This window comes from Streptomyces sp. NPDC002669 (assembly GCF_042889165.1).
Lineage (GTDB): Bacteria > Actinomycetota > Actinomycetes > Streptomycetales > Streptomycetaceae > Streptomyces.
In genome coordinates this window covers 377,382-397,078 of the sequence record NZ_JBIAQQ010000001.1, presented here as the reverse complement: position 1 = coordinate 397,078, position 19,697 = coordinate 377,382, and the positions used below count along the sequence as shown (strand labels likewise).

General features: G+C 72.1%; 15 protein-coding genes. 8 read left to right on the top strand and 7 right to left on the bottom strand.

The genetic code is table 11. The annotated features are described in order from the left end of the window. Positions 1-195: 195 nt before the first annotated feature. The 5 genes from ACFYW1_RS01775 to ACFYW1_RS01755 all read right to left on the bottom strand — a co-directional run bounded on the left by ACFYW1_RS01775 (position 196) and on the right by ACFYW1_RS01755 (position 4,984). Positions 196-1,446 carry an MFS transporter gene (locus tag ACFYW1_RS01775; protein WP_388985616.1) on the bottom strand — a complete coding sequence of 417 codons (1,251 nt, stop codon included), beginning with the start codon at positions 1,444-1,446 and terminating at the stop codon, positions 196-198. Further along, entirely contained in the window at positions 1,443-2,081 is a 639-nt protein-coding gene (locus ACFYW1_RS01770) for a GrpB family protein (RefSeq protein ID WP_388985615.1), read from the bottom strand. The genes ACFYW1_RS01775 and ACFYW1_RS01770 overlap by 4 nt, the downstream gene beginning before the upstream one ends. A gap of 94 nt (positions 2,082-2,175) precedes the next feature. Beyond that, positions 2,176-2,685, bottom strand: a complete 510-nt coding sequence (locus ACFYW1_RS01765; protein WP_388985613.1) for an ISAs1 family transposase — start codon at positions 2,683-2,685, stop codon at positions 2,176-2,178. After that, the gene (locus tag ACFYW1_RS01760; RefSeq protein WP_388985611.1) at positions 2,682-3,356 is read right to left on the bottom strand and encodes a transposase family protein; all 675 of its coding nucleotides are present in this window, start codon (positions 3,354-3,356) and stop codon (positions 2,682-2,684) included. The genes ACFYW1_RS01765 and ACFYW1_RS01760 overlap by 4 nt, the downstream gene beginning before the upstream one ends. Positions 3,357-3,712: 356 nt before the next feature. After that, positions 3,713-4,984, bottom strand: coding sequence for a hypothetical protein (locus ACFYW1_RS01755; RefSeq protein WP_388985609.1), 1,272 nt, complete (start codon positions 4,982-4,984; stop codon positions 3,713-3,715). 633 nt (positions 4,985-5,617) lie between these two features. On the opposite strand from ACFYW1_RS01755, the gene ACFYW1_RS01750 reads away from it, so the two are divergent. From ACFYW1_RS01750 to ACFYW1_RS01715, 8 genes are all read left to right on the top strand, one after another. Further along, positions 5,618-6,502 carry a peptidase S1 gene (locus ACFYW1_RS01750; RefSeq protein WP_388985607.1) on the top strand — a complete coding sequence of 295 codons (885 nt, stop codon included), beginning with the start codon at positions 5,618-5,620 and terminating at the stop codon, positions 6,500-6,502. Between the two features lie 146 nt (positions 6,503-6,648). Next, positions 6,649-7,287: a GNAT family N-acetyltransferase gene (locus ACFYW1_RS01745; RefSeq protein WP_388985605.1), complete on the top strand. Its 639-nt coding sequence runs from the start codon at positions 6,649-6,651 to the stop codon at positions 7,285-7,287. A 248-nt stretch (positions 7,288-7,535) separates the two neighbouring features. Beyond that, positions 7,536-8,306: a hypothetical protein gene (locus ACFYW1_RS01740; protein ID WP_388985603.1), complete on the top strand. Its 771-nt coding sequence runs from the start codon at positions 7,536-7,538 to the stop codon at positions 8,304-8,306. 6 nt (positions 8,307-8,312) lie between these two features. Beyond that, entirely contained in the window at positions 8,313-10,448 is a 2,136-nt protein-coding gene (locus ACFYW1_RS01735) for a bifunctional serine/threonine-protein kinase/ABC transporter substrate-binding protein (RefSeq protein WP_388985602.1), read from the top strand. A gap of 6 nt (positions 10,449-10,454) precedes the next feature. Continuing rightward, positions 10,455-12,581, top strand: a complete 2,127-nt coding sequence (locus ACFYW1_RS01730) for a bifunctional serine/threonine-protein kinase/ABC transporter substrate-binding protein (protein WP_388985600.1) — start codon at positions 10,455-10,457, stop codon at positions 12,579-12,581. A gap of 252 nt (positions 12,582-12,833) precedes the next feature. After that, positions 12,834-13,862: an L-threonine 3-dehydrogenase gene (gene tdh, locus ACFYW1_RS01725; protein ID WP_388985598.1), complete on the top strand. Its 1,029-nt coding sequence runs from the start codon at positions 12,834-12,836 to the stop codon at positions 13,860-13,862. 105 nt (positions 13,863-13,967) lie between these two features. After that, entirely contained in the window at positions 13,968-15,164 is a 1,197-nt protein-coding gene (locus ACFYW1_RS01720) for a glycine C-acetyltransferase (RefSeq protein WP_148840033.1), read from the top strand. 100 nt (positions 15,165-15,264) lie between these two features. Next, on the top strand, positions 15,265-16,197 hold the full coding sequence (locus ACFYW1_RS01715; RefSeq protein ID WP_388985596.1) for a LysR family transcriptional regulator: 933 nt from the start codon (positions 15,265-15,267) through the stop codon (positions 16,195-16,197). A gap of 61 nt (positions 16,198-16,258) precedes the next feature. On the opposite strand, the gene ACFYW1_RS01710 is transcribed toward ACFYW1_RS01715, so the two are convergent. Beyond that, complete coding sequence (locus ACFYW1_RS01710) at positions 16,259-18,943, bottom strand: FtsX-like permease family protein (RefSeq protein ID WP_388985594.1); 2,685 nt, start codon at positions 18,941-18,943, stop codon at positions 16,259-16,261. Then, positions 18,940-19,647, bottom strand: a complete 708-nt coding sequence (locus ACFYW1_RS01705; RefSeq protein ID WP_388985592.1) for an ABC transporter ATP-binding protein — start codon at positions 19,645-19,647, stop codon at positions 18,940-18,942. Before ACFYW1_RS01705 ends, ACFYW1_RS01710 begins: the two co-directional genes overlap by 4 nt. Positions 19,648-19,697: the final 50 nt, after the last annotated feature.

The following is a 19,697-nucleotide window of genomic DNA, read 5'->3' as shown; positions in this document are numbered from 1 at the left end:
CATGTCCCGGCCTGGTCTGAGATGCCCCGGGAAGCAGAGCGGGCACGGTGCCGGTGACCACGTGGTTGTCGGCGATCAGGCAACGACCTGGTCCCTGGCCGACCACAGCTGACCTCGCCGTTTCGGGTGGGCTGAAGCGGAGTTGCTGATGACCGGCTGTGGGGTGGTCAAGGCGTATTGATCCTCTGCGAGCTCTTATTCGGGTACATGCTCCGGGACAGTGCAACGAGCCGGGAGGTTGCGGACGGCCGAGAGGAGGAGAGGGATGGTGCTGGCCAGGAGGACGAGTACACCGCTGAGCAGGAGTGTTTCGGCTATGCCGATGTGAGCAGCCACCGGGCCTGCCACGGCGAGGCCCAGGGGCGTGCAGATGAAGGAGACCAGCGAGTCGTATGAGCTGATGCGGGACATGGCCTGCTCGGGAACATGAGTGTGGACCGTGGTTCTCCACAGGACCTCGAACACATCAATGCAGATACCAGCCACCAGCATGCTGGTGGCGATGAGCCAGGTTGGGGAGCCCGCGGCGAGGAACAGGTAGGCCGGGAAGAAGCCGAAGGTGACGAAAACTCCCGTACGCAGGGGGTAACGGGGACGGATGTGGATCGCGATCAGGCTGCCGAGGACGAAACCGGCCGAGTGGGCGCCGAGAACGACCGACCAGGCGACCGCGCCGCCCAGCTCCTGCTTGGCCACCGCCGGGCCCAACACCATGATGGCTCCTCCGAAGGAGGCGTTGACGATGGCGAACTGGCCTACGACCGGCCACATCCAGCGCAGGGAGGAGAACTCTTTCCAGCCGCTGCGCAGTTCGCTGAGGAGACTTGTCGGCGCCTCTGTCGCGGTGAGTGCCCGCGATGCCGTACGAGGGCGGCTGAACATCAGCAGTACGGCGGACAGGAAGTAGGTGGCGGCGTCGGCCGCCAAGGCCCAGCCAGGCGCGACGGCCGCGACGATTACTCCGCCGACGAACACGCCTCCGATACGCGAGAGGTTGGCCGCTAGGCGCAGCAACGCATTCGCAGGCTGAATGCGTTCGGCGTCGACGAGCTGGGGTACGAGCGCGATGGCGGCTGGTTGGCTGACGGCGGAGGACGCGCCGTTGACGGCGGCGAGGACGATCAGAAGGTTCATCGGCACGCTGCCGTGCAGAAACAGGGCGGCGGTGAGCGCTTGGGAGCATCCGGCGGCGGTCTCCCCCACGATGATCAGACGCTGGCGGGGGAACCGGTCCGCGAGGACTCCGCCCAGCAGAATCAGACCGAGCTGAGCGACTGTGCGGGTCCCCAGCAGTAGTCCGAGTTGGGACGGGGAGCCGTCAGGCAAGGCCAGCACGGCGAAGGCGAGGCCCAGCGGTGCGATGACGTTGCCCGTCAGGGACAATGTGCGGGCGAGGAAGAACAGGAGGAAATTCCGCTCCCGCAGCAGGCTGAGATCACCTTTCATGAACTGCCATGGGCGCTGGAAGGTTCAGCTCTCATGGCACGTTCGAGGATGTCCGCGATGACTTCACTCTTCGCGTCGGCGTAGTGCTGCATGTACGTCCATGTCCGCTGTGCGAGGTCCCTTTTGGTTCGGGCGTAGAGGTCGCGATCGTTCGTGTGGGCGCGCAGCCAGTCGCGGAAAAGGATCATGCGCTGAATCTCGGGGCAGCCGGTGGAGAGCACATGCAGATTGGCTGATTCGGCACTGGGCGCGAGGTCGGGCTTACGCAGGACGCGGTGCTCATACCAATCGGGCTCCCGGATCGCGAGCGTGTAACCGAGGGGAGACAGGCTGGGCACGTAGGCGGATTCGTCGGCGGAGTCGGGAACGATCAGCAGGATGTCGATGACCGGTTTGGCGGGCAACCCGGGTACCGAGGTGGATCCGGTGTGTTCGATCCGGTGTGGCAGCGCGCCCAGCCCGTCGCTCATCCGGCGGGCTTCCTCCGTGAACGCGGCGGCCCATTCCGGTGTGTACTCCATCAGCTTGATGCTGCTGTTGAGCAGGGGGGGCGTCTTCAGGTTCGCGGCTTCGATCTCCTCGTCAGTCATCGAGACGCGGGGGATCTCCTGCTCTTGGCGTTCCTGTGGCATCATGACATTTCGTCCTTGTTCGGTTCGCTTGTCAACTCCACTAGGCTAGAGGGTAGTTAGCCAGGGTCGTTGGCTGATCGCGAGCTGTCCGGGTTGATTACGTGAGGCCGAGGGTCGACAGCGGTCGGTGGTAGTCGCGGCTGGTGCGGCGGAGGGCGGCGGCGATGTTGGTCTCGCCGTTCTGGCGGAAGACGCTGATGGCGAGGTTGCGCAGGCCGGCCATGGTGCGGGGCAGATGGCCGGTGCAGACCTTGGAGTCGTCCTCGCAAAAGGTGCAGTCGCGGACGTGGTGCAGGCGGTTCTCGATGCCCCAGTGGCCTCTGATCCAGGTGGCGAGTTGGGCCGGTGTCGCGTCGAAGACGTTGAGGCTGGTGATCACGTAGACGCGCTCGGTGGTCAGTTTCCCGGTGCTCAGCTCGCGCCGCCACCGGACGATCTGGATGGCCTGGCGGGCGCCGGAATAGTCGAGGTGGGGGAAGACGGCGACCTTGATCCGACGGATCTCGTCACGGTGGTGGGCCCGGTCCCGGGTGCTGTGATCCAGCGGGATCTCGGCCCAGGGCAGCTTGGTGACCTGCGCATACAGTCCGGGGTGGTTCTTCTTCACGATGGCCAGGTAGTGGGCACCGCGTCGGCGGAGTACGCACCGTGGCTGTGTTGGGTGTGCAGGGCGTCGCCGGTCAGCACGGTGTTCTCCACGTTGATGGTGTCCAAAAGTGGCTGGAAAGATGGAATCTCGTTGCTCTTGGAGGCGACCTGACGCTGGGCCAGGACCACGCCGTGGTGGTCCATCGCGGCCAGCAGCTGGACTGCGGTGGTCGTGGCGGTGCGGGAGCCGCGGACTGTCTTGCCGTCGACCGCGATCGCCCGTGGAGCCGACTTCGACGGCGGCTCGGACTCTTCCGGCCGTGGCGTTCTGGCCTGGAGGTAAGCACCGATGGCCGCATCCAGCGCGTCGCCGTCGACGCGTTGGAGCAGGCGACGGACGGTGGCGGCGTGCGGCGCCGGCCGGATGCCGGTGAACGGGCCGGCCGGGAAACCGAGCACACCCAGGACGGGCTGCGGGGCATCGCCGATCAATTCACCGATCGCGATGAGAGACCGGGCACCGGTCAGGACGGCTGCCGCAGCCGCGCACAACAGGGGGAGCAGCGGATACCGTCGCCCTCGCAGGCCACGCGGATCGGGCACCCAGACCAGGAAGCGTCGCAGGTCAGCGGCATCCTGCGTAGTGGCGCAGAGGTTCGGGAGGGCCAGATTCCCCAGCCCGGCGGGCATGGGCGATGGCGTTCGGGCAGGCACGGTCTCGCTCGGTTCTCATGGGTCCTCGACAACCACATGATCACCGGCACCGTGCCTGCTCTGCTTCCCGGGGGCATTCCAGACCAGGCCGGGACATGACGCCACGTCACGCATGAGGCAGACGAACCGGACCGATCGCGACTATGCAATGCCCCTGGACGCCATGACGCTGCCGGTCCGGTGCTCGTGATTCCCGATTCCGGTGGCGAAGGATTTGCCAGAGACGCGCAAGAGGAGTTCGGGGTATTCGTCAATGTCCTCTTGCGATACTCCGGCCGTATCTTCTCATCGCGAGTCGAGCCGTTGTTGGAATGAGCCGTCGCCGCACAGCTTCATGGCCTTTGGCTTCGACCGCGCATTGCGTCGATCAGTTCGATGCTGTCGATACGCCCCCTGCCGGCGAGGGTCCCGGCGATCAGGACCACCGGTACGACCAGGGACGCCAGTACTTCTCCCGACAGCTCCCCGAACTTGGTCGCTGCAATCAAACCGGCCACGGCTGCCACTACGAGAATCCTCCGGAGCCATTCCCGGCGCACCGCAGGCTCGACTCCTTCGAGGTCTTCGGGGTCGAGCAGCCTCAAAGTGAGACCTTCCTCGTACCGGCAACTGATCTTCAGTAACATGGCCCTTGTTTCTTCGAGAACTCTCCCGGTGTCGGCATCGCTCTTCCGCCTGCTTTCCATGGCGCGAAGGGCGCCGACCACCCGCTCGGCATGTTCGATCGCATCACGCTGCGAGACCGACCCGGTTTTCCCGTGGCGGGTTCGCCAGGCGTCATATACCACGCGTTCCGCAGTTTTCAGGTTGACTTCCGGCGCGCTCCCGCCGGCCTCCAGCTGCTGGTGCGCCTGACGAATTTTCCTGCAGGTGGCCAGCAGGAGGATCGTGGGCCGCCGGCGATCCACTTCACGAACCGGGCCGCCCCCGGCGGCAGCTTGCGAAACCCCTGGTTCCTGCGCATGGCGACTCCGCTCCCGGGAGAAGAAGTGCAGGAGGGAAGGTGCCAGCGCGTGCACCCTCTTGATGATCACCACCAGCAGGAATACCGCCACAATCGTGGTGGCGGTTTTCTGGGGATTCGCCAAGGGGTGGGTCACCGACGTACTCACGGCCTTCCACGCCCGGATGACAAGATCCGTCTTGGGGTCCCAGAGCACAGCAAGTGAGGCTGCCCCTTCGGGCAGGCAGCTCTCTGGATTGGAATTCGCCCCCGTCCCATACAGGCATTTTCTCCCCGCCGGACTGTTCAGCTTATCCATAATGGGTATGATGTGGAGCAGCAATACCGAAATGCCTGCCAGTTTGGCCATATCCCACAGGATCGTCAGAGGGCCGCGATAATACCAAAACCTGGCGGTCTCGGTCAGGCGATTAATGTCCTCGTCGGATACTGCGGGGCTTGAGGCGTCCGCGCACGCCAGGGCATCGGATACATCCTGCTCCGCCCACCTGGCGGCCCATGCTCGCCGATGAATATTTATCGGCTCGAACACCCTCTCTGTGCGTCTGCGTAACCAGCGATTGAAAAGCGGCGAGAGTGCGAGGAACAGAACAAGAAATGCCGCGAAGAAGTCTCTGAGGAAAAAGACCACAGATAGCACGGATGGTCGATGTTCAAGAATCCACGAGCCTGCATCAATAACGTCATCCCACCTGCTGGCGTAGGAAATTTGAGCGGCGTCGGTAATGAGCGCGTATGTGTGCCTCTCGTTCGCTTCCTGTGCCCATCCGCGGCCCCGCTGCGGCCGTGCGGGGGCTGCGGATCAGTTCTATTCCGTCCTGCCTGCCGGACCTGACCAGAATGTCTTCACGGACTGGATGGACGAGCCCAGGGCTTCAACATTCACGGTAGAGGCCGACGCACCGGCCTGTGGGAGGTTTCCCGCAGCAGGCAGTGCAAGACATGCGGGCCGACCGCGCCGCCCGAGCAGGACGCCTGCGAGATCCGAACCGAGCACGGCCCGGAGAACATGGCCGCCCTCCGCGGCTTCGTCATCAACCCGCTGCGCACTGCCGGCCACATCATCACTCCCCTGGGTCACAACCTCCTCAACGATGCTTCCTGGCAGCGCTCTTCGGGGGGCGCGGCGGGCCGTACCGAGTGCGCCGGGCTCACCTCAATGGCTCACGCACCGGCCGCCCCGTCGGTCGTTGGTCGTCTTCGGATCGATCGATTCCCCCGAGGGCGCCGCTCGACGGGCCCGAGGGGTCACCCGAGCAGAGGAGTTACTCCGTTGAACCTCAAGACTCTCTCCGTGGCGACGGCCGTTCTGGCCCTGGCCGGTCTCGCCGGTGCGGCCACGGCGGGCGCGGTGCCCGGCACGGTCTCCGGCGACGGCGGCAACCGCATCGGCACCCTGCGCGTCAACGGCGACGCCTACGTGAAGGAGGGCGGGCTCAGCGCCACCTGGGTCAAGGAGTCCGGGAACGTCAAGCAGATCACCCTGTCCGGCAACCGCATCGGTGTGCTCACCGGTGACGGAGTGGCGTGGGTGAAGGAGGGCGGCCTCAGCGCGACCTGGGTCAAGGAGGCCACGGACGTCAAGCAGATCGCACTGTCGGGCAACCGCATCGGCGTCCTCAAGGACAACGGCGACGCCTATGTGAAGGAGGGCGGGCTCAGCGCCACCTGGGTCAAGGAGTCCGCCAAGGTCAAGGAGCTGGAGCTGTCCGGCAACCGCATCGGCGTCATCACCGGTGACGGAGTGGCCTGGGTGAAGGAGGGCGGGCTCAGCGCCTCCTGGATCAGGGAGTCCGACAACGCCATCGGCATCGACCTGGCCGGGAACCGCATCGGCGTCCTCGCCGGCAACGGCGTCGCCTGGGTGAAGGAGGGCGGCCTCAGCGCCTCGTGGGTGCGGGAGGCCGACGACGTCGTCCAGCTCGAACTGTCCGGCGACCGCATCGGCATCCTGAAGGACGACGGCAAGGTCCACGTCAAGGAGGGCGGGCTCAGCGCGACCTGGGTGCACGAGTACGACCAGGCCATCCAGATCGCGCTGTCCGGCAAGCGCATCGGCGTCCTCAAGGGCGACGGCGACGCCCGGGTGAAGGAGGGCGGCCTCAGCGCGACCTGGGTCCTGGAGGCGGGCAACGTGACGGAGTTGGCGCTCTCCTGACCCTGCCGTCCGGCATGTGACCCGTGGGATCCGCCGCGCCGCGCACCGGTGCCGACTTCGGTGTGCGGCGCGGCGCCGACCGGGACGGGCCGTCGATCCGGAGAAAATCGCTGGCCAGAGCTTTGCTGTTCCTTTACAAAGGCTCCATGAGTACTTCCTCCGCCCCGCAGGCCGCCCAGACCCTCGGCCCCGTCGACCGCAAGTCCTTCGTCCGCACCACCCTCGATCTGGGAGACGTGGTGCTGCGCCCCTGGACCCGGGAGGATGCCGGATCGGAAGCCCTGCTGGACGGCCTGGTGGCCGCCGGGACGGACCCGGACATCGCCCTCTGGAACCCCATCGCGGTCGCCGACCGGGACGCGGCCCGCGCATGGGTGGAGGCGCGCGACGGGGTGTGGGAACGCGGCGCGGCCGCCCCCTTCGTCGCCCTGGACGCCACCGACGGCACCTTGCTGGGCGGTGTCAACCTGCGCTGGGTCGACCGCGAGGACGGGCTGGCGATGATCGGCTACTGGCTGCTGCCGGCCGCCCGCGGACGGGGCCTGGCGACCCGGGGCACCCGGGCGGTGACGAGCTGGGGCTTCGCGACGGCCGACGCCCGCCGCATCGAGATCGCCCACGCCGTGGGCAACGAGGCGTCCTGCCGGGTGGCCGACCGCTGCGGTTACCTTCCCGAGGGCACCCTGCGCGACTCCCACGTCTTCGGTGACGGCAAGTACCACGACGAGCACCTGCACGCCCGGCTGTCCACCGACCCCGAGCCTGCCGGGGTCGAGGGGAAGTAGCCCGGACCACACCCCCGTACGCCGGTTCGGTGGCGACAACTCCCTTGAGATACAAGTGATCTGTTGGTTCGTCACCGATACCGGCGCTTGTCCGGGAATCCCGGACGTCCTGATGGCGCAATAGTTTCCCCGGGAACCGGCAGCCCCTCTTCCGTACTCATAGGATCGACGCGACTTCGGGGATACGGGGGTGGTCGATCGTGGTGCGCGGCGGGCCGATACGCGGGTGGCGCGGGTACGGGGTCCTGGTGGCGGTACCGCTGCTGCTGGCGACCGCCTGCGGCGGTGGAGGCGACGGGGACGAGGCGGAGAAGCGGCCGGGCGCCTCGAAGGCCACCGCCACCGCGAAGGGCTCGTCCGGCGCCACGACCGGGCCCGTCGTCGACGCCGACCCGGCACGGCTGCCCACCACGCGGAAAGCCGCTCTCGACCTCATCGGGAAGGTCATCGCGGACCCCGAGAACTTCGGCCCCGGGGTCGTCGCCCGCACCCCGTACGAGAGCGGCCCGGACAGCTGGCCGGTGCTCGACCGCAACTGCGTGTGGCAGCAGGGCGATCCGGGCCGCGGCATCCTCGCCACCCTCACCCGCTCCTTCGAGGTGCCCGCCGCCAAGGGCAAGGGGCCACTGCGGCTGGCCGCGATCATGACCGTCCACCGCACGGACGACGGCGCGCGGTGGGAGATGGCCGAATCGATCGAGGAGACGATGCGCTGCCCGACGCAGCAGCTCCGGCAGGGCGAGTTCATCGGCGGACTCGGCGCGGGGGCCCTGGGCCGGGGCGAGGCCAACCAGGACAACTCCGAGGACTCGCTGATGGAATCCGGCGAGTACCGCAGCAACGAACTCGGCGGCCCCCACCCGTACTTCTGGGAGCAGGACCAGATCCTCCGGTTCACCTTCGCCGTGACCGCCAAGGGTGCCAAGGGGTGGACGGACGAAGAGATCACCGATCTCAGTGCCCAGGCGCAGAGCACCATGCTGATACGGCTGCACCAGGCCGTCGGGAAGAAGGGCTGAGGGCGCATGGAGGAGCTGCGGGCCTCGGACCCGTCATGGATCGGCGGACACCGGCTGCTGGGGCGCCTCGGCGCCGGCGGCATGGGCGCCGTCTACCTCGGCCGGACCGCCGACGGGGCGCTGGCCGCCGTCAAGGTGATCCTGCCCGAACACGCGGGGGACGCCGACTTCCGGGTCCGCTTCCGCCGCGAGGCCGAGGCCGCGCGCCGGGTGGACAGCCCCTGGGCGGTTCGGGTGACCGGATCCGGCACGGAGGACGAACGCCCCTGGCTGGCCACCGAGTTCGTGCCCGGACCCGCGCTCTCCGAGGCGGTCGCCCGGTGCGGACCGCTGCCCGCCCGCAGCGTCCGGGTCCTCGGCCGGCTGCTGGCCCGCGCCCTGGCCTCGGTGCACGCGGCCGGGCTCGTCCACCGCGACGTCAAACCCGGCAACGTGCTCCTCACCGCCGACGGGCCCCGGCTCATCGACTTCGGCATCGCCCGGGTCACCGACGCCACCGCGCTGACCGCCGCGGACCTGGTGGTGGGAACCCCCGGATTCCTCGCCCCCGAACAGGCCACCGAGGGTGCCGCAGCCGTCGGACCGGCCGGTGACGTCTTCTCGCTCGGCTGCCTCCTCGCGTACGCCGCGACCGGACGGCCGCCCTTCGGGAGCGGCGCCGTGGACGCCCTGCTCTACCGCACCGTCCACGACGCACCGGATCTCGACGGCATCGACGACCCCGAACTGCGCGCCCTGCTCGGCACCATGCTCGACAAGGAACCGGCCGCCCGCCCCACCGCCGCCGCACTCGACGAGCGGATCACCGAGGACGCCCCGGAAGGCTCGGTCGACTGGCTGCCCGAGGACGTCGTACGGCTGATCGCCGAGCGGTCCGCCGAGATCCTCGCCCTGCCCGGCATCGACGCCACCCAGGTCGCCGCGGACCCCGCCGCCCCCGCCCCGTCCCGGCGCAGGCTGCTCCTCCTCGCGGGTGCCGGGGCGGTGGCCGTCGCGGGCGGCGGCGCCTTCGCCGTACGCGAATGGCTGCGCGACGACACCACCGGCTCCGGCGCGACCGGCCCCCGGACCTGGACCATCGGCGTGCAGGCCGACCTGTCCGGGCCCCGGGCGGCGGCCGGGCGGGCCCAGGAACGCGGGGTGCGACTCGCGGTCGAGCGGTTCAACTCCCGTACGGACAAGCCGTTCACGCTGCGGGTGAAGGCGATCGACGACCGGGGCGCGACCGCCGAGGGCAAGCGCGCCGCCGAACGGTTCGCCCGGGACCGCGACGTGCTCGCCGTCATCGGCCCCACCGACGACCCCGTCACCACCGCGGTGCTCGGAACCTACGACGAGGCGATGCTGCCGATCGTCACCGTGTCGTCCCAGCAACTCACCTTCGCCGTACGGTCCATGCGGTCCTTCTTCCAGGCGGTCCCCTCCGACGCCGCGCTGGCGTACCCGATCCGCGACCGGCTGGTGCTCCGGCCCGACGTGCATCGGCTCGGGGTGCTCCTCGACCGGGCCGGCGGCCAGTCCGCGTACCAGGCGGGCTACTTCCTGAACCGGATCGTCGGCACCACCACCGACGGGACCACCTATCCGCGCGTGGTGCCCGCCGGCACCCGCGACCTCGCCCCGGTCGTCGCCGACCTGCTCGCGAACCGCAGCGACGCGCTCTTCCACGCCGGGGACCAGGCCGGGGCCGCCCGCGCCGCGCGGGCGCTCGCCGCCACTTCCTACAAGGGCCCCCGCATGGCCATGCACACGGCCATGGGCGCCCGCTTCCTGAAGGACGCCGGGGCCGCCGCCGAGGGCTGGGAATTCGTCTCGCCCTGCGTCGGCGCGACGGCTCCCGCCGCGAAGGAGTTCACCGCGGCGCACCGCAAGAAGTACGGCGGCGCCCCCGCCCCCTGGGCCGCCGAGGCGTACGACGCGGCCGGGCTGGTCCTCTCCGCCGTCACCGCCCTCGCCCGGAAGAACCGGCCACCCGCCCGGGCCGCCCTCGTCAAAAAGATCGCCACCTCCTCGTACCAGGGCGTCTCCCGCGACTACGCCTTCGGCGAGGACTACCGGCTCAAGGGGATCACCGCCCACCTCCACGGAGTCCGCGACGGCGCGTTCCGCTACCTCGGCCCGGCCCCCCGGACCGAGAACTGACCGGGCATGCGACCACTCACCCCGGACGACCCCCGCACCGTCGGCGAGTACCGGACCCTGGTGCGGCTCGGCGCGGGCGGCATGGGCGTGGTCTACCTGGCCCGTTCCCCCGGCGGGGCGCTGGCCGCGGTGAAGGTGATCCGCGCCGAGCACGCCACCGACCCCGGCTTCCGGGCCAGGTTCCGGCGCGAGGCCGAGGCCGCCCGCCGGGTCACCGGGCCCTGGGTGGTCCCGGTGACGGGCGCCGACGCCGAGGCCCGCGAACCCTGGCTCGCCACCGGGTTCGTCCCCGGCCCCTCGCTGGCCGAGGTCGTCGCCGCCGAGGGGCCGCTGCCGGTCACGACCGTCCGGGCGCTCGGCGCCCGGCTGGCCGGCGCCCTCGTCGCCGTGCACGGGGCCGGTCTCGTCCACCGCGACGTCAAACCCGGCAACATCCTCCTCGCCCTCGACGGGCCCCGGCTCATCGACTTCGGCATCGCGCGCCACGAGGGCGCCACCGCCCTCACCGCGACCGACGCCGTGATCGGCACCCCCGGCTACCTCGCCCCCGAACAGGCGTCGGCGGGGCCGCTCGGACCGGCCTGCGACATCTTCTCGCTGGGCTGCGTCCTGGTGTACGCGGCGACCGGACGGCGCCCCTTCGGGGACGACGGGGCCGCGTCCGTGCTGTTCCGCACCGTGCACGAGCCACCGGACCTGCGCGGCCTGCCGCCCGAACTGTTCCCGCTCGTCGAGGCATGCCTCGCCAAGGACCCGGCGGACCGGCCCACCGCCCGCCAGGTCGAGGAACGGCTCGGCGGCACCGGGCACGCCCCCGACCCCTCCTGGGCGCCGCCGGGGCTGTCCGCCCTGATCGCCGAACGCTCCGCCACCGCCCTCGCGCTCCCCGTCCCCGAACCCCCGACGGTCGCCGAGGTTCCGACAGTCGCCGAGGACCCCGCCCCGCCCCGCCTCTCACGGCGCCGCCTGCTCACCGCGTCGGCCGCCGGCGCGGTCCTGCTGGCGGGCGGCGGCACGGCGGCCTGGCTGGCGGGGCGAGGGAAGACGGAACCCCGCCGCGCCCTCCCCGTCCACACCATCGGCCTGCACGCCGACCTGACCGGCCCCGGCCGGGCGGTCGGCCTGGCGCACCGGCGCGGCATGCAGCTCGCCGTCGACGACCACAACGCCCGCGCCGGCATCGCCTTCCGGCTCGCCCTGCGTGCCGAGGACGACGCCGGGGACCCCGCCCGCGCCCTGCGCGTCGCCGACCGGCTGGCCGCCGACCCGAAGGTGCTGGCCGTCGTCGGCCCCACCGGGAACGTCGTCGCCGAAGCCGTCGTCGAGCGCTACGAGCGGACCGGCCTCGCCCAGGCCGTCGTCTCGGCCCGGTCCACCACCGCCGGGCTGGAGGCCGTCGAGACCCTCTGCGTGCTCAGCCCCTTCGACGACGTACTGGGTGCCGGCATCCTGCGCTATCTGTCCCAGGTCCGCCCGGCCCGGCGGCCGGCCGTCGTGGAGGACGGCGCCGACCCCGAGGGCGCCTGGGCCATCGCGAGCACCTTCCGGGACGCCCCGCCCGAGGGCTCGAAGGTGACCTGGCACCAGGTCGCGGCGGACACCGACGACTTCGGGCCGGTGGCCCGCGCGGTGGTCGCCGGGGGCGCGGACGCCGTCGTCCTCGCCTCGACGTCCCCCACCCGGGGCGCCCGCTGCGCGGTGGCCCTGGCCGCCGCCGGATTCACCGGCAGCCGGGTCTCCACCGGGCCCGTCCTGGCCACCGCCTTCCTCGACGGCGCGGGGAAGGCCGCCGAGGGATGGGTGTTCGCCCAGGCGTACAGCGACCCGACGGCGCTCCCGGCCGCGAAGGCGTTCACCGCCGCGCACCGGAAGCGGTTCGGGGCACCGCCCGCCCGCTGGGCCGCCGAGGCGTACGACGCGGTCGGGCTGATCGCCCGCGCGGCCCGCGCCACCAGCGCCACCGGGGCGGAACGCGAAGGCATCGCGCAACGCCTCTTCCTGACCACCCACAAGGGCATCACCCGGACCATTTCCTTCCGCTCCAGCCGCCAGCTGCGGTTCGAGGAGGGGATATTCCTCTACCGGGTCGAGGACGGCCGGGCCCGCTTCCTGGGGCCCTACCTGAAGGTGTGAGCCGTCGTCCCCCCGAGGAAGCGCGGCGGTGGCATGAAGTGGAGCTGCGGGCGCGTTTAAGAAAACCTCGATGGACCTGTGGCGCGGGGTGCGGCAGATTTCTCCGTGACGGCAGAGGATGGTGCGCGGCAGCCGATCGACGCGCGCTGCCATGGAACCCGTCCCTCTCATTCCTCCCCGGGCCGCAGGCTCGCGCAAGGCCGCCTCCGGCCCGGGGCACTCAACGCCGTACCAGCGCAGGGAGCCACCGCCGTGAAGGCACTCGTGAAGCAGAAGGCCGAGCCGGGACTCTGGCTCATGGACGTGCCCGAGCCGGAGATCGGCCCCTCGGACGTGCTGATCAAGGTGCTCCGCACCGGCATCTGCGGCACCGACCTGCACATCCGCAACTACGACGGCTGGGCGCAGCAGACCGTGCGCACCCCGCTCGTCCTCGGCCACGAGTTCGTCGGCGAGGTCGCGGCGACCGGCGCCGACGTCGTCGACATCACCATCGGCGACCTGGTCAGCGGCGAGGGCCACCTGGTGTGCGGGAAGTGCCGCAACTGCCTGGCCGGCCGCCGCCACCTGTGCCGCGCCACGCTCGGCCTCGGCGTCGGCCGGGACGGGGCGTTCGCCGAGTACGTCGCCCTGCCCGCGTCCAACGTCTGGGTGCACCGCATCCCCGTCGACCTCGACGTCGCCGCGATCTTCGACCCGTTCGGCAACGCCGTCCACACCGCGCTGTCGTTCCCGCTGGTCGGCGAGGACGTGCTGATCACCGGCGCCGGGCCGATCGGCATCATGGCCGCCGCCGTCGCCCGGCACGCGGGCGCCCGCAACGTCGTCATCACCGACGTCAGCGAGGCCCGGCTGGAACTGGCCCGGAAGGTCGGGGCCAACCTCGCCCTGAACGTCGCCGAGGAGACCATCGCCGAGGGGCAGCGGCGCCTGGGCCTGCGCGAGGGCTTCGACATCGGCCTGGAGATGTCCGGCCGGCCCGAGGCGATGCGCGACATGATCGCGAACATGACGCACGGCGGACGCATCGCCATGCTCGGACTGCCGTCCGAGGAGTTCGCGGTGGACTGGTCCAGGATCGTGACCTCGATGATCACCATCAAGGGCATCTACGGCCGTGAGATGTACGAGACCTGGTACGCCATGTCCGTGCTCCTGGAGGGCGGCCTCGACCTCGCCCCCGTGATCACCGGCCGCTACGACTACCGCGACTTCGACGCGGCCTTCGACGACGCGGCGAGCGGCCGCGGCGGCAAGATCATCCTCGACTGGACCTCCTGACCGACGCCCCTCGGACCGACCGACGCCCCCGGACCGGCCGACACTTCTCGGACCGGCCGACGCCCCTCGGACGACGCCCCCGTAGACAACTGGGAGACACTCCTCATGTTCGACTCCGTACGCGACGACCTGCGCACCACCCTCGAAGAGATCGAGGCCGCCGGACTGCACAAGCCCGAGCGGGTGATCGGCACCCCGCAGTCCGCATCCGTCGCCGTCACCGCGGGCGGACGCCCCGGTGAGGTGCTCAACTTCTGCGCCAACAACTACCTGGGCCTCGCCGACCACCCCGAGGTGATCGCCGCCGCCCACGAGGCGCTGGACCGCTGGGGCTACGGCATGGCCTCGGTCCGCTTCATCTGCGGCACCCAGGAGGTCCACAAGGAGCTGGAGCAGCGGCTCTCCACGTTCCTCGGCCAGGAGGACACGATCCTCTACTCCTCCTGCTTCGACGCCAACGGCGGTGTCTTCGAGACCCTCCTCGGCCCGGAGGACGCGGTCATCTCCGACGCCCTCAACCACGCCTCCATCATCGACGGCATCCGGCTGTCCAAGGCCCAGCGCTTCCGCTACGCCAACCGCGACATGGCGGACCTGGAGAAGCAGCTCAAGGAGGCGTCCGGCGCCCGCCGCCGGCTCGTCGTCACCGACGGCGTCTTCTCCATGGACGGTTACGTCGCCCCGCTGCGCGAGATCTGCGACCTCGCCGAGCGCCACGACGCCATGGTCATGGTCGACGACTCGCACGCGGTCGGCTTCGTCGGCCCCGGCGGCCGCGGCACCCCGGAACTGCACGACGTGATGGACCGCGTCGACATCATCACCGGCACCCTCGGCAAGGCGCTCGGCGGCGCGTCCGGCGGCTACGTCGCGGCCCGCGCCGAGATCGTCGCGCTGCTGCGCCAGCGCTCCCGCCCGTACCTCTTCTCCAACTCCCTCGCCCCGGTCATCGCGGCGGCCTCGCTCAAGGTCCTCGACCTGCTGGAGGCGGCCGGCGACCTGCGCGAGCGGCTCAACGCCAACACCGAGCTGTTCCGCACCCGGATGACCGCGGAGGGCTTCGACGTCCTGCCCGGCGACCACGCCATCGCCCCCGTCATGATCGGGGACGCGGCGAAGGCCGGCCGGATGGCGGAACTGCTCCTGGAGCGCGGGGTGTACGTGATCGGGTTCTCGTACCCGGTCGTCCCGCAGGGCGCGGCCCGCATCCGCGTCCAGCTCTCCGCCGCCCACTCCACCGAGGACGTGAACCGGGCCGTGGACGCGTTCGTCGACGCGCGCGCGGCACTCGGGGAACAGTGACGGGGCGGGCGGGGCCGCTGTCCGGGCGCCCCGTCCGCCCATCCGCCCGGGGCTTCACCCGGGCGGCCGGGTCACCTCCGTGACCTGGGACAATGGGGACATGATCGATTCACGGCGGCTGCGCGTCCTGCGTGCGGTGGCGGACCATCGCACGGTGACGGCCGCAGCCGCCGCGCTGTACCTCACCCCCTCCGCGGTCTCCCAGCAGCTCGCCGCGCTGGAGCAGGAGACCGGGCACCGGCTGGTCGAGCGCGGCGCGCGCGGGGCCCGGCTCACCCCCGCCGGGGACATCCTGCTCACCCACACCAACGCGGTGCTGGCCCAGCTGGAGCGGGCCGAGGCGGAACTCGCCGCGTACGGCTCGGGGGACGCCGGTACGGTCACCGTCGCCGCGTTCGCCACCGGCATCGGCCTGGTCCTCGCCCCCGCCATCGCCGAGCTGACCCTCACCGCACCCGGCATCCGGGTCCGGGTCCAGGACGCGGAGGGCGACGCGAGCGTGCCGATGGTGCTCGACCGGCAGGTCGACGTGGCGGTCGCCGTGGAGTACCGGGGCGCACCGGGCGAGGACGACCTGCGGCTGACCCGGGTGCCGCTGTACTCCGAGCCGTTCGACGCGGTGCTGCCGGTGGGGCACCGGCTGGCCGGCCGGGAACAGGTGGCGATCGCCGACCTGGAGAAGGACCCGTGGATCGGTCCGTACCCGGGCAACCCCTGCCACGACGTGGTGGTGCTGTCCTGCGAGTTCGCCGGGTTCCAGCCGAGGATGGAGCACTCCTCGGACGACTTCCGGGCGGTGGTCGCGCTGGCCGGGGCGGGGGCCGGGGTGGCGCTGGTGCCGCGGTCGGCACTGCGGGGGATGGAACTGACGGGGGTGGTGGTGCGGCCGGTCCAGGGCAGCGCGCCGACCCGCCGGGTCTTCGCCGCGGTGCGGCACGGGGCGGAGGGACATCCGCTGATCGCCCCGGTGCTCGACGCGCTGGCCGCGGCCGCGGGCCGGGAGGGCGCGCTGCCGCTGCCCGCGTCCTCGTGACCCGACACGGCCCCGGGGCACCCGCCGCCGGCCGGGCCCCGGAACCGGACCGCTCCACGGCTCACCGGCGGACGGACCGGCCCCCCGCCGTGCCCGGCCACATCGTGCCCAGCCCCGCCGCCACCGTCACGGTCAGCGCCAGCACCCCGTAGTGCGCCGGTGGCAGGTACGGCACCGAACCGGCCGCCGACACCGAGAACGCCGTCAGCGGGATCGCCGCGACCAGCGTGCCGACGGCCAGGCCCGCCACCGCCACCAGACCGGTCTCCAGGACCAGCATCCGCCGCACCTGGCGGCGGCCCGCGCCGACCACGCGCAGCAGGCGCAGCTCCGGACGGCGGCCCACCGAGATCAGGGACAGGGTGCTGACCACGGAGAGCAGCGCGAAGCCGCCGATCACCCCGACACCGATGACGACCAGGGCGTCGTCCCCGTCCGACGTCGGCGGGGCGATCCGTACGTCGTCCGCCGTCGCCGCACCGACCCGCGCCCCCGGGTACGGGGCGAGCGCACGCCGCAACGCCTGGGCCGCGACCGCGCCGCCGTCCGCCGAGCGGATCAGGACCTGCTGGTCGTACGGGGCCGAGACGTGCCCGGCCAGGAGCCCGCGCGGCAGCATGAACTCGCCGAGCCCCAGGGCCCGTTCGTAGAGCGCCACCACCCGCAGCCGGACCGGGGCGCCGTCGCCGAGGCGGAGCTCCACCGTGTCACCGGTGCCGATGTCCAGGTCGGCGGCCCGGTCCTCGCCGACCGCGACCGTGCCGCGGCCCCTCAGCTCCGCCAGGTCGCCCGCCGTGACGCCCGGATCGAGGGTGTCCGACAGCCGGTCCGCCGTCACCCCCAGCACGGGCAGCCGCTCCAGCACCGGCTCGCCCAGCTCGCGGCGGGCGAGGACGACGGTGGACCGCAGCACCCCGGTCGCCGCGGCCACCCCGGGAACCCCGCGCACCGCGCGTACCGCGTCGGCGGGCAGCCCGCCCGGCCCGGTCGCCACCAGATCGGCCCGGAGCGCCGCGGCGGCCTCCCTCCCGGCCGCCCGCTCCAGCGTCGAGGCCGCCGCCAACTGCACGCAGACGAAGGCGACGACCAGCACGACGGGGGTGATCGCCGCCCCCAGCCGCCGGTGGTGCGCCGCGGCGGACCTGGCGGCCAGAAAACCGGAGGCCCCGCCGAGCCGCCGCACCGGCGCCCCCAGCACCCGGGCAGCGCCCCGGGCGATCCACGGACCGAGCAGCGCCACCGCGATGATCAGCGAGGTCGCCGCGCCCGACGCGGCCATCGCCGCCGCCTGCCCGCCCTGCGCCGTCGCCGCACCGGCCGAACCCACCCCGGCCACCGCCAGCACCGCCCCGGCGACCGTACGGAACCGGCCCGGCCCGGCCGGCTCGGCCGCCCGCGCCGCACCCGGCGCGTCGGCGGGCCGCACCCGGGTGACGGACCGGGCCGCGAGCAGCGCCACCGGACGGGCGGCCAGGGCGATGAGCCCCGCACCCACGGCACCCGCCGCGACCGGCAGCCACACCGGCACGGCCAGCGGCAGCGCGTCCGTGGTCAGCAGCGACCGCATCACCAGCCCCAGCGGCAGGGCACCGACCGCGCCGAGCAGCGCGGCGGCCCCGGCCACCCGGCCCGCCTCGCGGCCGACGGCCGACCTGAGCTGCCGGGGCGTCGCCCCGACCGCGCGCAGCAGCGCCAGTTCACCGGACCGCTGGTGCACGGCCTGGGCGATGGTGGTGGCGATCACCAGGAGCGCCACCATGAGGACGGTCGCCGCGACGGAGGCCAGCAGCGGGAGCAGTTCGGCGCGTGCGCCGGGCGCGTCGAGGTGCTCGGCCAGGCCCCGCTCCGAGCCGGTGAGGACCAGGATCCCGCGGTCGCCGCGGGCGCGGTCGGGCAGCGCCCCGGCCAGGGACGCCCGCAGCGCCCCGGCGGGGACGCCCCGCTCGGCGACGATGCCGACGGCGTCGACCGTGCCGGGGTGGCCGGCCAGGCCGGTGAGCCGTCGCTCGGTGAGGAAGACGGCGGGGGAGGCGCCCCGGTGACCGGTGTCGGCGACTCCGCTGACGGTGTACGGCCGGGAGGCCCCGTCCGCCCGCAGGGACACCCGGCTGCCGGGCCCGCTCCCGGTGGCGGCGGCCACGGCCCGGTCGACGACCACCTCGGTCCCGGTCCTCGGCGCGTGCCCGGCCGTCAGCCGGTACGGGGTGAGCGCGGCGGACGCCCAGGACCGGCCGACGACCGGGACCCCGCCGCTGCCGCCGCCCACGACCAGGGGGACCGAATCGTCCGCGACGGCCTTCGCGACCCCGTCGGCCGCGGCGGCCCGCGCCACCACGGAGCGGTCCAGGCGCACCCGTTCGGGCAGGTACGCGCTCACGGTCTGCGGTTCGCTGCCCCACGGCTTCGCCGTGTACGTCACCCGCTGGTCGGCCGCCACCACGGCGTCGGCCCCGGCGTACCGTTCCACCGGCGGCCGGGCCAGCAGCAGCGAACCGAGCACGAGGGCGAACGCGCCGATCAGCGCCGCCGCCGCGGCCGCCGCGACGAACACCGCGGTCCAGGCCCGGCGATGGGCCCGCAGCGAGCGGCGGGCCAGGAACGCCGAGGCCCGCCGCATCCCGTGCCGCACCTCCGCGCCGGGCCGCCGCTCCTCGGTCCCGGACCCCGGTGCCTTCGCGCGGCGCCCCCGCGCGTCGGCGCGGCCCTTTCGCCCGCCCGTGCGGGACGTGGACGTTTTCGTGTTCATCGCAGCCGGCCGCCGTCCATCGTCAGCACGGTGTCCGCCCGGCCCGCCGCGACCGGGTCGTGGGTGACCATCACGACCGTGCGGCCCTCGGTCCGTACCGCCTCCCGCAGCAGGTCCAGCACCAGCACCGCCGACTCCGGGTCCAGGGAAGCGGTCGGCTCGTCCGCGAAGATCACATCGGGCTCGGTGGCCAACGCCCGTGCCACCGCGACCCGTTGCTGCTGGCCGCCGGAGAGCGTCGCGGGCCCCCGGCCGCCGTGGCCCGCCAGACCGACCCGGCCCAGCAGCGCCCGGCCCCGCTCCAGCACCCGCCCGTCCGCCGGATCGGCGCCGCCCAGCACCAGCGGCAGCACCACGTTCTCCTCGATGGTCAGCGACGGCACCAGATTCAGGGCGTGCGACTGGAAGACGAAACCGATCCGGTCCCGGCGCAGCCTGGTCAGCGCCGCCTCGGACAACGACCCCAGGTCGGTGCCCGCCACCCGTACCGTCCCCGACGTCGGACGGTCCAGACCCGCCGCGCACTGGAGGAAGGTGCTCTTCCCCGACCCCGAGGGGCCCACCACCGCCGTGAAGCTCCCGGCCGGGACCGTACAGCTCACCCCGTCGAGCGCGACGACCTCCCCGCCCCCGCGCCGCCCGTGGCGCCGGCTCACCGACTCCAGACTCAGCGCGGTCGCCCGTGCCGTTGTGACCGTGTCCACCGTGGACCCCGTTCCTTCCTCGTTCCGTACCTCTTGACCTGCGAAAAAAG